Below are 12,862 nucleotides of genomic sequence, written 5' to 3'. Positions count from 1 at the left end.
TCCCGCCGTACTCCCGCGAGGAAGGCACCCCATGACACACCGGCGCTGGTTCACCCCGTGGCTGCTCGCCGCGCCCGCCGTGGTCTGGCTCGCCGTGTTCAACCTGTGGCCCGCCGTCAACACGGTGATCCTTTCCTTCACCAACGCCAAACCACTGGGCGGCGGCCGTTTCACGGGCCTGGCCAACTACGAACGCGCCCTCGACGACAAGCAGTTGGCAGACGCCCTGCTCAACAGCGTCATGTACCTGCTGATCTGTCTGCCCCTGCTCACCTTCCTGCCCCTGCTGCTCGCGCTCCTCGTGGAGAAGAAGCTGCCCGGCATCACCTTCTTCCGCACCGCCTTCTACACCCCGGTCGTCGCCTCCGCCGTCGTGGTCGGACTGATCTGGGGCTGGGTGCTCGACGACCGCGGCCTCCTCAACGGGATCCTCGGCGCCCTCGGCGCGGCGGACCGGCCCGTCCCCTTCCTCACCGACCGGTGGCTGCTGCTGTTCAGCGCCATCGCGCTCACCGTCTGGAAGGGGCTCGGCTACTACATGGTCATCTACCTGTCCGCGCTCGGGAACGTGCCGCGCGAGCTGCACGAGGCCGCCGCCGTCGACGGGGCCTCCGCCGCCCGCCGTTTCCTGCATGTCACCCTGCCCGGCGTGCGGCCCGCGATGATGCTGGTCTCCGTGCTCATCGCGGTCTCCGCGCTGCGCGTCTTCTCCGAGCTGTACGTCCTGTCGGACGGCACCGGCGGTCCGGGCGGGCGCACCATGTCGGTGGTCATGCTCATCCAGATGTACAGCAGGGGCTTCACCGGGCACATCGGCTACGCCTCCGCGCTCAGCATCCTGCTGTTCCTCCTCACCGTCGGACCGATGCTGCTGCTCGCCCGGCTCAACCGGAAGGGGGCCTGACCGTGTCCCGCAGCTTCGCCACCCCGTCCGCCGCCGAGAAGGCCGTGCGCTACGTCCTGCTCGTCCTCGTCCTGATGCTGACCGTCGGCCCCTTCCTGTGGCAGCTGTCGACCTCGCTGAAGGGCCCGGGCGAGGACGTGTACTCCCCGACCCCCGACTTCCTGCCCGCCGACCCGACGCTCGACAACTACGCGCAGGTCGCCGAGACGGTCCCGGTGTGGACGTACGCCGCCAACTCCCTGGTGGTGGCGGGGATCGCGGTCGCCGGCAACGTCGTCGGCGCGACTCTCGCCGGCTACGCCCTGGCCCGGCTCCGCTTCCGGGGCGCCCGCCTGGTGCTCGGGCTGTTCCTCGCCACGCTCGTGCTGCCCGGCGAGGTCACGATCGTCTCGCAGTACGTGACGATCCGCAGCCTCGGTCTCACCGACACCCTGCTCGGGGTGGCCCTCCCCGGCGCTCTGGCCATGCTCAACGTCCTGCTGATGTACACGGCGTTCCGGGCGATCCCGCCCGACCTCGACGCCGCCGCGCTGGTGGACGGCGCCAACGTGTGGCAGCGTCTCGTCCATGTCGGACTGCCCAGCGTCCGGGGCATGTTGAGCGTGGTCGTGATCTTCACGTTCATCGGCGCGTGGGACGACTTCCTGTGGCCGCTGATCGTGCTGAACGACCCCGCCCGCTACACCCTCACCGTCGGTCTGCAGTACCTCGACGGCACCTTCGCCGCGAACCCGCGGCTCATCGCGGCCGGCACGATGATCGCCTTCCTGCCGGTCGTCGCCGTCTTCGCCGCGCTCCAGCGGTTCTTCTTCAAGGGCGTCGAGGAAGGAGCGGTCAAAGGATGAACACCCGCGGAGGATCACCCTCACCCGTGACCGGCCACGAAAGCCGTCCGTCCGCGCCCGCCCGCCGGGCGCCCCGCTTCGGCGTCAACTACACGCCGAGCCGGGGCTGGTTCCACCACTGGCTCGACTTCGACCTGGACGCCGTCCGGGCCGACCTGGACTCGATCGCCGCCCTCGGCCTGGACCACGTGCGGGTCTTCCCGCTGTGGCCGGTGTTCCAGCCCAACCGTGCGCTGATCCGGCCGCGGGCGGTCGAGCAGCTGGTGAGCCTGGTCGACGCGGCGGCCGAACGGGGGCTCGACGTCGCCGTCGACGGCCTCCAGGGCCATCTGTCGAGCTTCGACTTCCTGCCGTCGTGGACGGTCACCTGGCACCGGCGGAACCTCTTCACCGACCCCGACGTCCTCGACGGGCAGGCCGCCTACCTGCGGACGCTCGCCTCGGCCCTCGCCGACCGCCCGGCGTTCCTCGGCATGACCCTCGGCAACGAGATCAACCAGTTCTCCGGCGACCCGCACCCCGACCCGGACCGGATCACCCCCGGTCAGGCGGAGCGCTGGCTGCGCCGGATGCTGGCGGCGTGCGAGGAGGGCGCGCCGGGCCGTACGCATCTGCACGCCGCGTACGACGCCGCCTGGTACCTGGACGGCCACCCCTTCACGCCGGCGCACGCGGCCCGGCTGGGCGCGGCGACGGCGGTGCACTCGTGGGTCTTCAACGGGACCGCCCAGCGCCACGGCCCGGACTCCTTCGCGACCGGTCACCACGCCGCGTACATGATCGAGCTGTCCAAGGCGTGGGCCGAGGACCCGCACCGTCCGGTCTGGCTCCAGGAGGTGGGAGCGCCGGCCCCGCACATCGCCGCCGACCGGGCCTCCGGCTTCACCCGGACGACGCTCGCCGCCGCGCTGGACTGCCCGGACCTGTGGGGTGTCACCTGGTGGTGCTCCCACGACGTCGACCGGTCGCTGGCCGACTTCCCCGACCTGGAGTACACCCTCGGGGTGCTGACCACCGACCGGCGGGTGAAGCCGGCGGGGCGGGCACTGGCCCGGACGGCGGCCGAGGTACGGGAGACCTGGACGCCCCCGGCCCCGCGTACCACGGCGCTCGTGCTCGACCTTCCCGAGGACGCCCCGGAGCGGGCGGTGTGCGGCCCGGAGGGCGCGTTCTTCGGGGCGTACATGCGGCTGGCGGCCGACGGCGCGCGGCCGGCCGTCGTCCTGGCGTCCCGGGCCGGGGACCGGGAGCATCTGAGCGCGCGGGGCATCACCGAGACGGTGACCCCCGACGCCGTCCACCGGTCCTGACCCATCTGTCCGCCGTCCGCCCGTCCCTTCCCCTCCGCCAGCCAGCCACGTGATGGAGCGCTCCATGCATGACGACCGCCGTCTGACCGAAGCCCGGCTCAAGCGGGTCCTCGACGAACGCATCCGCCCCGCGATCCACCCGGAGTCCGTGCCCCTGGAGGCCGGGATCTGGACGGCCCCCGGCGAACCGGTTCCGGCGGCCGAGGGGCTCGCCGCCCCCCGCACGCCGATCGCCGCCGGCGACGCCTGGGGCGCGCCCTGGGGCACGAGCTGGCTCACCGTGTCGGGGCGGGTTCCGCGGGCCTGGGCGGGGCGGACCGTGGAGGCGCTCATCGACCTGGGCTTCGACGCCAACATGCCCGGTTTCCAGTGCGAGGGGCTCGTCTACCGGCCCGACGGCTCCCCCGTGAAGGGGCTGCATCCGCGCAACCAGTGGGTGCGGATCGCGTCCCCGGCGGCCGGCGGTGAGGAGGTTCTGCTGCACGTCGAGGCGGCCTCGAACCCGGTGATCCTGGACTACCACCCGTTCCTGCCGACCGAGCTCGGCGACCGGGAGACGGCCGGTGACGCGCCGCAGTACCGGCTGGCGCGGCTGGACCTGGCCGTCTTCGACGAGACGGTGTGGCAGCTGGTGATGGACCTGGAGGTGCTGGGCGAGCTGATGGCGGAGCTGCCGGTGGAGGGCGCGCGCCGCTGGGAGATCCTGCGGGCCGTGGACCGGGCGCTCGACGCGCTCGACCTCCAGGACGTGGGCGGCACGGCGGCCGCCGCCCGCGAGCGGCTGGCCGGGGTGCTCTCCTCCCCCGCCGAGCCGTCGGCGCACCGGATCAGCGCGGTGGGTCACGCGCACATCGACTCGGCCTGGCTCTGGCCGCTGCGCGAGACGGTCCGCAAGGTGGCGCGGACGACGGCGAACATGACGGCGCTCCTGGAGGACGAGCCGGACTTCGTGTACGCGATGTCGCAGGCGCAGCAGTACGCGTGGATCAAGGAGCACCGGCCCGAGGTGTACGCGCGGGTGAAGAAGGCGGTCGCGGAGGGCCGGTTCGTGCCCGCCGGCGGCATGTGGGTGGAGTCCGACACGAACATGCCGGGCTCGGAGGCGATGGCCCGTCAATTCGTGCACGGCAAGAGGTTCTTCCTGGAGGAGTTCGGGGTCGAGAACGAGGAGGCGTGGCTGCCCGACACCTTTGGCTTCGCGGGCGGGCTGCCGCAGATCATCCGGGCGGCCGGTGCGAAGTGGCTGCTCACCCAGAAGATCTCGTGGAGCCAGGTCAACTCCTTCCCGCACCACACCTTCTGGTGGGAGGGGATCGACGGGACGCGGATCTTCACGCACTTCCCGCCGATCGACACGTACAACTGCTCGATGCAGGGCAAGGAGATCGCCCACGCGGTCCGGAACTTCAAGGACAAGGGGCGGGCACGGCACTCGCTGGCGCCGACCGGCTGGGGTGACGGCGGGGGCGGTACGACGCGGGAGATGGTGGCCAAGGCGGCGCGGCTGCGGGACCTGGAGGGTTCGGCGCGGGTGCGGTGGGAGCGTCCGGCGGAGTTCTTCGCGCGCGCCGAGGCGGAGTACCCGGACGCGCCGGTGTGGGTGGGCGAGCTGTACCTGGAGCTGCACCGGGCGACGCTGACGAGCCAGGCGCGGACCAAGCAGGGCAACCGGGCCGCCGAGAACCTGCTGCGGGAGGCGGAGCTGTGGGCGGCCACGGCGGCCGTGCGCGCCGGATTCCCGTATCCGTACGAGGAGTTGGACCGGATCTGGAAGACGGTGCTGCTGCACCAGTTCCACGACATCCTGCCGGGTTCGTCGATCGCGTGGGTGCACCGGGAGGCGGAGCGGACGTACGCGGCGGTCGCCCGGGAGCTGACCGGCATCGTGGAGCGCGCCCAGCGGGTGCTGGCGGGCGGCGGCGAGGGCGAGGTCGTGTTCAACGCGGCGCCGCACGCGCGGTCCGGGGTGCCGGCGGGCGGGGCGCGCCCGGCCGGGCCGGCGGCCGGGGGCTGTGCGGTGGAGGCCGCTCCCGGCGGCGGGTACGTGCTGTCCAACGGCTTGCTGCGGGTGACGGTGGACGCGCGGGGGCTGGTGGTGTCGGTGGTCGAGTCGGCGAGCGGCCGGGAGGCGGTCGCTCCGGGCGCGGCGGCCAATCTGCTCCAACTGCACCCGGACTTCCCCAACATGTGGGACGCGTGGGACGTGGACCGGTTCTACCGGAACACCGTCACCGATCTGGCGGAGGCCGAGGAGGTGACGGTGGCCGTGGACCGGCCGGACAGGGTGGCGGTTCGGGTCACCCGGTCGTTCGGCTCCTCGCGCGCGGTCCAGACGCTGACGCTGGCCTCCGGCTCGGGGCGGCTGGACCTCGACACGGAGGTGGACTGGCACGAGACGGAGAAGTTCCTGAAGCTGGCCTTCCCGCTGGACGTCCACACGGACCGGTACGCGGCGGAGACGCAGTTCGGCCACCTCCACCGGCCGACCCACACCAACACGAGCTGGGAGGCGGCCAAGTTCGAGGCCTGCAACCACCGGTTCGTCCACCTGGAGGAGCCGGGCTGGGGCGTGGCCCTGGTGACGGCCTCCACCTACGGCCACGATGTGACGCGGACGGTACGGGCGGAGGACCGGGGCACCACGACGACCGTACGGGCCTCGCTGCTGCGGGCGCCCCGTTTCCCGGACCCGCGCACCGATCAGGGCGTGCACCGTTTCCGGCACGCCCTGGTGCCGGGCGCGAGCGTGGGTGACGCGGTGCGCGAGGGGTACCGGGTGAACCTCCCCGAGCGGCGTGTGCCCGGCCACGCCGCCGTGGAGCCGCTGGTGACCGTGGACGAGGACGCGGTCGTGGTGAGCGCGGTCAAGCTGGCCGACGACGGGAGCGGTGACGTGGTCGTCCGGCTGTACGAGTCCCGGGGCGGCCGGGCCGAGGCGCTGCTGACCACCGACCTGGGCGGAAGCGGGGAGGTCGCGGTGTGCGACCTGCTGGAGCGGCCGCTCGCGGGCGCCCCGGACGGCGCGGTCCGGGTGGAGGACGGCGGGGTGCGGCTGCGGCTGCGCCCCTTCGAACTGCTCACGCTGCGCTTCGCCCGCCCGGCCGGAGGCGTCTAGGGCCCGGGCGGAGGGCGCCGGAGCCGTCCGGGCGGCGGCCGGGCGGGCCGTCCGGTGGCGAGGCCGGTGATTGTGCCGATGCCCGCCGGGCGGGCCGGCCCGACAGTGGCGGAACCGAAGCGCGGCCGTCCGCCTGATGTCCGGGGGGTGGCCGCCGTAGGACCAACGAGAGGACGACTCCGTCGTGAGACGACACCTTGCCGGCGCCGCGGGCGCGGCCGCCGCCTGCCTCGCCGCCCTGCTCCTCGCCCCGGGGGCCACCGCGGCCCCCGCCACCTCCTCGGCCGCCCTGGCCGCGAACCCGTACGAGCGCGGTCCCGCCCCCACGGAAGCGAGCGTCCAGGCGTCCCGCGGCCCGTACGCCGTGTCGCAGACCAGCGTCTCGTCCCTGGCCGCCACGGGCTTCGGGGGCGGCACCATCTACTATCCGACGACCACCGCCGACGGAACCTTCGCGGCCGTGGTGATCTCGCCCGGGTTCACCGCCACCCAGTCGTCGATCGCCTGGCTCGGACCGCGCCTCGCCTCGCAGGGCTTCGTGGTGTTCACCATCGACACCCTCACCACCGTCGACCAGCCCGACAGCCGGGGTCGTCAGCTCCTCGCCGCGCTCGACCACCTGACGCAGCGCAGCACGGTCCGGGGGCGCGTCGACGCCACCCGGCTCGGGGTGATGGGGCACTCGATGGGCGGCGGCGGAACCCTGGAGGCCGCCAAGAGCCGGCCCTCCTTGAAGGCGGCCATCCCGCTGACCGGCTGGAACACGGACAAGACCTGGCCGGAGATCTCCACGCCCACGCTGGTCATCGGCGCCGACGGGGACACGATCGCCCCGGTCGCCACCCACTCCGAGCCCTTCTACGAGAGCCTGCCCGCCTCGCTGGACAAGGCCTATCTGGAGCTGAACGGGGCCACGCACTTCACCCCGAACACCTCGGACACGACCATCGGGAAGTACTCGCTCTCCTGGCTCAAGCGGTTCCTCGACAACGACACCCGCTACGAGCAGTTCCTGTGTCCGCTGCCGCGGCCGAGTCTGACGATCGAGGAGTACCGGGGCAGCTGCCCGCTCGGTTCCTGACCCCTGTGCGCCGTCACAGCGGAGCACCCCGGGGTCTGGGCGGCCGCCCAGACCCCGGCCCCTCGCGGCGACCGGCCCGGTGTCGCGCGGGTACGGTGAGCGCCGTGAGGGGAGCCACGCACACCGCCCCGGCCGCCGGACCGGGGCCGGACCCCCGGTGGTACGGCCGGGCGGCCGAACTCGCCGTGGTGGGCGAGCTGTCGGCGCGCGTCGCCGCCGGAGCCGGCGGCGGCGTCGTGTGTGTCACCGGCGGTCCCGGCGAGGGCCGCAGCACCCTGCTCACGCGGGCCGTTAGGGTTTTCCCCGGTACGGCGGTGCTGGTCGGCGCGCCGGGCCACCGGGTGCCGTGGAGCGGGGCGCGGGCCCTGTGCGCCGCTCTCGCCCCGAGCGAGGCGGCGGTCCGGCGGGCGCTGCGGCTCGCGCGGGGCGCGGCCGGGCTCGGCGCGGCGCTCGCGGGGCTCGTCCCCGGCGGTCCCGCGCTGTTCTGTCTGGACGATCTGCATCTGTGGGACGCGCATTCGCGGGCCGCGCTGGCCGCGACCTGGCAGGAGCCGGGCCCCTGGACACGGCGGACGGGCTGGGTCGTGTCCTCGGCCCGTCACCACCGGGTGCCGGGTCCGGCCGGGATCCGGACGGTACGGCTCGGGCGGCTCGGGCGGGAGGCGGCGCGGGCACTCCTCGCCGAGCTGTGCCCGGCGCCGCCCGCCGGGGCGGTCGCGGAGCGGCTGCTCGACACGGCGGACGGGCACCCCGGGGTCCTGGCCGCGGCGGTACGGCACCTGACCCCGGCGCAGCTCGCGGGACGGGCGCCGCTGCCGGGGGACGTGGTCGGCGGCGGCGTCCTCGCGGAGGTGTACGGCGGGCTGCTGGGCTCGCTCCCGGTGGACGGCCGGCGTCTGCTGGCCGTGGTGGCGGGGGCCTGCGGGGGTGCGGACGGGGACCGGGGCGCGACGGTGGGGGCGGTCCTGGACCGGGCGCGGGAGGCACGGGTCCCGGCCGAGCCGCTGGACGGGCTGGTCGCGGACGGCTTGCTGCGCCGAACGGGCGGGCTGCTGGGGTTCGAGGACCCGTTCCTGCGGCGCGCGGCGCTCGCCGGCCGGCCGGCGCCGGCGGACGGGGTGGACGGGCGGAGCCCCGGTGAGCGCCACCGGGCCGACCGGCTCGGTCCGCCCGCTCCGGTACGGGCCCGGGGTGCGGTGGCCCGCGGGCGTTCCCTGCTGGTGCGCGGGCTTGCGGCGCTGGCGGGCGGTCCGGTGATGGACGCGCACGCGTCGCTGCTGCGCGCGGCCGAACTCCTCGGGAGTCAGGAGCCGGTGGAGGCCGCCGACGCCCGGTTCCTGGCGATGGAGGCGGCCTGGGCTGCGGGGGACGTCCCGGCGTGTCTGGCCGCCCTGGAGGGGGCGCGGGAACGGCGGGGAACGGAGCGGGACTTCCTCGACGGGCTGCGCGCCGCGCTGACCGAGCGGCTCGACGAGGCCCGTACCGCCCTCTCCCGGGTGGTCGCGCTCGACGGGGTGTCGGACGAGCCGCGGCTCCTGCTGCGGGCGGGTTCGGCGGCGCTCGTGCTCGGTGACACGGACGCGGCGGCCCGGGTGCACGGGCGGGCGCTCGCCCGGGCCAGGGCGGAGCACCGCACGGCTCTGCTGCCGCGGGCGCTGGAGCATCTGGCCTACGCCGAGCTGCGGGCCGGGAACCACAGCCTGGCGGCGCGCACCGCCCGGGAGGGACTGCGGGCGGCCGAGCTGACGGGCCAGCGGAATGTGGCGGCGCACCAGCACGCCGTACTGGCGCTGGTGGCGTCGGTCACGGGCGACGGCGCGGCGGTGGTGGAGCATGCCGGGCGGGCGCTGGCGATCGCCCGGCCGCACGGCCTCGCCCAGGCGGTGACGCTCGCCGAGTGGGCGCTGGCCCGCGGTGAGCTGGGGCGGGGGCTGGCCGATCAGGCGGCGGCGCGGCTGCGGCCGCTGGTGCGTCCCGGACCCCGGGGCGGGCACTTCGCGCTGCGGATGATGGTCGTGCCGTGCTTCGTGGAGGCGGCGGTCGCGGCCGGGCGGGTCGCGGAGGCGCGGGAGGCGACGGCCGAGTACGCGGTGTGGGCGGGGCTGGGGGTGGACGGGCAGGCACCGGCGCAGTGGGCGCGGTGCCGGGCGCTGCTGGCGCGGGGCGAGGAGCCGGCCCGCTGGTTCGGGGAGGCGGTGCTGCGGCACGAGGGCGCCGGCAACGACTTCGAGCGGGCCCGCACCCTCCTGGCGTACGGCACCTGGCTGCGCAGGCGGCGGCGTCCCGGTGAGGCGCGCGGGCCGCTGCGGGACGCGCTGGTGACCTTCGAGCGGGCGGCCGCGCCGGGCTGGGCGGACCGGGCCCGGGGCGAGCTGCGGGCCACCGGGGCGACCAGCGGCAGCGCGGCCGACCCGGAGGCGGTGGACGAACTCACCCCGCAGCAGCAGCGGATCGCCCGGCTCGTCGCGCAGGGCGCCACGAACCGGGAGATCGCCGAGCGGCTGGGCCTGAGCCCGCGGACGGTCGACCACCATCTGCGGGGCGTGTACGCGCGGCTCGGGATCAGGTCCCGGGTCGAACTGCCCGCCGCTCTCGGGTGGTTCGACCCGGAGGGTGAGCCGGCTCCCCGCCGGCGGTGAGCCGCGAGGAGGAGGCGGGAAAGGCCGCCGCGGGGAGCCGGAGCGGGTGCCGTCAGCGGGCGGAGAGCAGCTCCAGCGTGTCGATCACGCGGTTGGAGAAGCCCCACTCGTTGTCGTACCAGGCGACGACCTTGACGTGGCGGCCGTCGACGCGGGTGAGGTCGGCGTCGAAGATGGACGAGGCCGGGTTGCCGGTGATGTCGGAGGAGACCAGCGGGTCCTCCGAGTACTCCAGGACGCCGGCGAGCGGGCCCTCGGCGGCGGCGCGGTAGGCGGCCAGGACGTCCTCGCGGGTCACGTCGCGGGCGACGGTGGTGTTGAGCTCGACGATGGAGCCGACCGGTACGGGGACGCGGATCGAGTCGCCGGAGAGCTTGCCGTCCAGGTTGGGCAGGACGAGGCCGATCGCCTTGGCGGCGCCGGTGGTCGTCGGCACGATGTTGACGGCGGCCGCGCGAGCGCGGCGGGCGTCGCGGTGCGGGCCGTCCTGGAGGTTCTGCTCCTGGGTGTAGGCGTGCACGGTGGTCATGAAGCCGTGCTCGATGCCGGCGAGTTCGTCCAGGACGGCGGCGAGTGGGGCGAGCGCGTTGGTGGTGCAGGACGCGTTCGACACGATGGTGTGCAGGTCCGGGTCGTAGGCGTCGGTGTTCACGCCGTAGGCGAGGGTGACGTCGGCGCCGTCGGCGGGGGCGCTCACGAGGACCCGCTTCGCGCCCGCGTCGAGGTGCGCGCGGGCCGCCTTGGCGGAGGTGAAGCGACCGGTCGACTCCAGCACGATGTCGACGCCGAGCTCGGCCCACGGCAGGTTGGCCGGCTCGCGCTCGGCGAGCACCTTGATGCGGCGGCCGTCGACGACGAGGGTGTCACCGTCGACGGAGACCGGCCGGCCGAGGCGGCCGGAGGTGGAGTCGTAGGCGAGCAGCCGCGCGAGGCCTGCGGGCTCCGTCAGGTCGTTGACGGCGACGATCTCGAGCGCGGTGTCGCGTTCGAGCAGGGCGCGCAGCACGTTGCGTCCGATGCGGCCGAATCCGTTGATGGCGATGCGAGTCATGAGCGGGGTCCCTTCCGTTTCGACCCCAGGTTCGCGCGGCCGGCCCGCCGGTGACAGCGGCGTGATCGCCATGGTCCGAAAGGATCACGCCAGCCGCCGTCGGGGAGGGTCCGGGCAGGTCAGGGCGGGTGCGGAGGAAGGGTGCGGACCGCCGTCAGTCGTTCTGGGCGAAGGTGCGCCGGTATTCGCTGGGCGTGGTGCCGAGGATCCGCTGGAAGTGCAGGCGCAGGTTGGCGCCGGTGCCGAGTCCGACGTCGGCCGCGATCTGCTCGACGCCGCGCTCCGACCTTTCCAGGAGCTCGCGGGCCATGTCGAGGCGGGCGCGCATGACCCATTGCATGGGGGTGTAGCCGGTGTCCTCGACGAAGCGCCGGGAGAAGGTGCGGGGGGAGACGGCGGCGTGGCGGGCGAGGAGGTCGAGGGTGAGGGGTTCGCCGAGCCGGTGCAGGGCCCACTCGCGGGTGGCGGCGAACCGCTCGCCGAGCGGTTCGGGCACGCTGCGGGGTACGTACTGGGCCTGGCCGCCGCTGCGGTACGGGGCGGCGACGAGGCGGCGGGCGGCGTGGTTGGAGGCCGCCACGCCGAGGTCGCCGCGCAGGATGTGCAGGCACAGGTCGATGCCGGAGGCGGCGCCGGCGGAGGTGAGGACGCTGCCCTCGTCGACGAACAGCACGTTCTCGTCGACGCGGATGTGCGGGCGTTTCGCCGCGAGCGCCTGGGTGTAGTGCCAGTGGGTGGTGGCGCGCTTGCCGTCGAGGAGGCCGGTGGCGGCGAGGGCGAAGGCGCCGGTGGAGATGGCGGCCAGGCGCGCGCCGCGCGTGTGGGCGGCGATCAGCGCGTCGACGACGGCGGCCGGCGGGTCCTCGCGGTCGGGGAAGCGGTAGCCGGGGACGAAGACGATGTCGGCCCAGCTGAGGGCGTCGAGGCCGTGGGCGACCTGGTAGGAGAGTCCGTCGCCGCCGGTCACCGTGCCGGGTTCGGCGCCGCAGACCCTCACCTCGTACGGCATGCTCGCGCGGGTCGTGAAGACCTGCGCGGGTATGCCGACGTCGAGCGGCTTGGCGCCGTCGAGGACGAGGACGGCGACGCGGTGCAGGCGGGAGGGTTTCACGGATCGAGGGTATGCCGGGAGGGGACCGTTTCCCGCCGGTCCCCTCCCCTGTCCTCCGCCGGTTTCCCTGGCGCGCCGGTCACCCGGAGCCGGGCGGCGGGGCGGGGTCCGGGTCCGGCACACCGGCGAAGGGGCTGGTGCCGAGGCCGTCGAGGAGGGCGGCTGGGTCGTCGTACACGGCGGTGGCGCCCGCCTCGGTGAGGTCGGCCCGGGGGACGCCGCCGCACAGCAGGGCGACCCGGGCGACGCCGGCGCGGCTCGCGGCGCGCATGTCCCAGACGCTGTCCCCGACGAACACGGCACGGTCGGGGGTGACCCCCACCAGGGAGAGCGCGTGCTCGACGGGGTCGGGGGCGGGTTTGCCCGCGTCGACGTCGTCGGAGGTGGCGGTGGCGGTGATCGCGTCGTCGGCGTCGATCGCCTTGCGCAGCGCGGCGAGCTCCCGGTCCTTGGCGGAGGTGACGAGGACGATCTTCCAGTCGTCGTCGGCCAGCGTCCTGAGCAGGTCGGCCGCCCGGTCGTGGGCGGTCAGCCGCTCGAAGAAGGTGCCGTAGAGGGTGTCGTGGGCGTGGCTGAGCCGTTCGTCGCCCGCGTGGTCGCGGTCCTCCCCCAGGAGGTGGTCGAGGAGCTGGTCGCCGGGGAGGCCGATCGCCCGGTGGATGGCGTGGGCGGGCACCTGGTGGCCGCCCTGGCGCAGGGCCTCCCACCAGGCGACGACGTGGAGGTGGTTGGTGTCGGCGAGGGTGCCGTCCACGTCGAAGAGGGCGGCCCGGCCGGGGCCGTGGTCGGGGTCGGGGGCCACGGGG

General features: G+C 74.7%; 9 protein-coding genes. 6 read left to right on the top strand and 3 right to left on the bottom strand.

Annotated features, from left to right (window positions below):
• The first annotated feature begins 31 nt into the window (after nucleotides 1-31).
• The 6 genes from ACFY60_RS22450 (at nucleotide 32) to ACFY60_RS22425 (ending at nucleotide 9,894) form a co-directional block, all read left to right on the top strand.
• Nucleotides 32-904, top strand: coding sequence for a carbohydrate ABC transporter permease (locus ACFY60_RS22450; protein WP_388613285.1), 873 nt, complete (start codon nucleotides 32-34; stop codon nucleotides 902-904).
• Nucleotides 901-1,749 (top strand): carbohydrate ABC transporter permease, encoded by an 849-nt coding sequence (locus tag ACFY60_RS22445; RefSeq protein WP_388613504.1) that lies wholly within the window; start codon nucleotides 901-903, stop codon nucleotides 1,747-1,749. Before ACFY60_RS22450 ends, ACFY60_RS22445 begins: the two co-directional genes overlap by 4 nt.
• Nucleotides 1,750-1,775: 26 nt before the next feature.
• Nucleotides 1,776-3,059, top strand: a complete 1,284-nt coding sequence (locus tag ACFY60_RS22440; protein ID WP_388613287.1) for a glycosyl hydrolase — start codon at nucleotides 1,776-1,778, stop codon at nucleotides 3,057-3,059.
• 64 nt (nucleotides 3,060-3,123) lie between these two features.
• Nucleotides 3,124-6,174 (top strand): alpha-mannosidase, encoded by a 3,051-nt coding sequence (locus ACFY60_RS22435; protein ID WP_388613288.1) that lies wholly within the window; start codon nucleotides 3,124-3,126, stop codon nucleotides 6,172-6,174.
• A gap of 184 nt (nucleotides 6,175-6,358) precedes the next feature.
• Nucleotides 6,359-7,255, top strand: coding sequence for an alpha/beta hydrolase family protein (locus ACFY60_RS22430; RefSeq protein WP_388613290.1), 897 nt, complete (start codon nucleotides 6,359-6,361; stop codon nucleotides 7,253-7,255).
• 104 nt (nucleotides 7,256-7,359) lie between these two features.
• Nucleotides 7,360-9,894, top strand: a complete 2,535-nt coding sequence (locus ACFY60_RS22425; RefSeq protein ID WP_388613292.1) for a LuxR C-terminal-related transcriptional regulator — start codon at nucleotides 7,360-7,362, stop codon at nucleotides 9,892-9,894.
• 52 nt (nucleotides 9,895-9,946) lie between these two features.
• Here the strand turns inward: ACFY60_RS22425 and gap are convergent, their stop codons facing one another.
• From gap to ACFY60_RS22410, 3 genes are all read right to left on the bottom strand, one after another.
• Nucleotides 9,947-10,945, bottom strand: a complete 999-nt coding sequence (gap, locus tag ACFY60_RS22420) for a type I glyceraldehyde-3-phosphate dehydrogenase (RefSeq protein WP_388613294.1) — start codon at nucleotides 10,943-10,945, stop codon at nucleotides 9,947-9,949.
• A 154-nt stretch (nucleotides 10,946-11,099) separates the two neighbouring features.
• A complete protein-coding gene (locus ACFY60_RS22415; protein ID WP_388613296.1) occupies nucleotides 11,100-12,056 on the bottom strand; it encodes a GlxA family transcriptional regulator in 957 nt (318 codons plus the stop codon).
• A gap of 79 nt (nucleotides 12,057-12,135) precedes the next feature.
• Nucleotides 12,136-12,858: an HAD family hydrolase gene (locus tag ACFY60_RS22410; protein ID WP_388613297.1), complete on the bottom strand. Its 723-nt coding sequence runs from the start codon at nucleotides 12,856-12,858 to the stop codon at nucleotides 12,136-12,138.
• Between the last annotated feature and the right edge of the window lie 4 nt (nucleotides 12,859-12,862).

It is taken from the genome of Streptomyces sp. NPDC012827, from assembly GCF_042900905.1.
GTDB lineage: Bacteria > Actinomycetota > Actinomycetes > Streptomycetales > Streptomycetaceae > Streptomyces > Streptomyces gulbargensis.
The sequence above is the reverse complement of the archived record's forward strand: the minus strand, read 5'-3'. Positions and strand labels throughout refer to the sequence as shown.

Coding starts and splice junctions, on each gene's coding strand:
- gap (WP_388613294.1), bottom strand. CDS start 10,945: ATGACTCGCATCGCCATCAACGGATTCGGCCGCATCGGACGCAACGTG.
- ACFY60_RS22450 (WP_388613285.1), top strand. CDS start 32: ATGACACACCGGCGCTGGTTCACCCCGTGGCTGCTCGCCGCGCCCGCC.
- ACFY60_RS22435 (WP_388613288.1), top strand. CDS start 3,124: ATGCATGACGACCGCCGTCTGACCGAAGCCCGGCTCAAGCGGGTCCTC.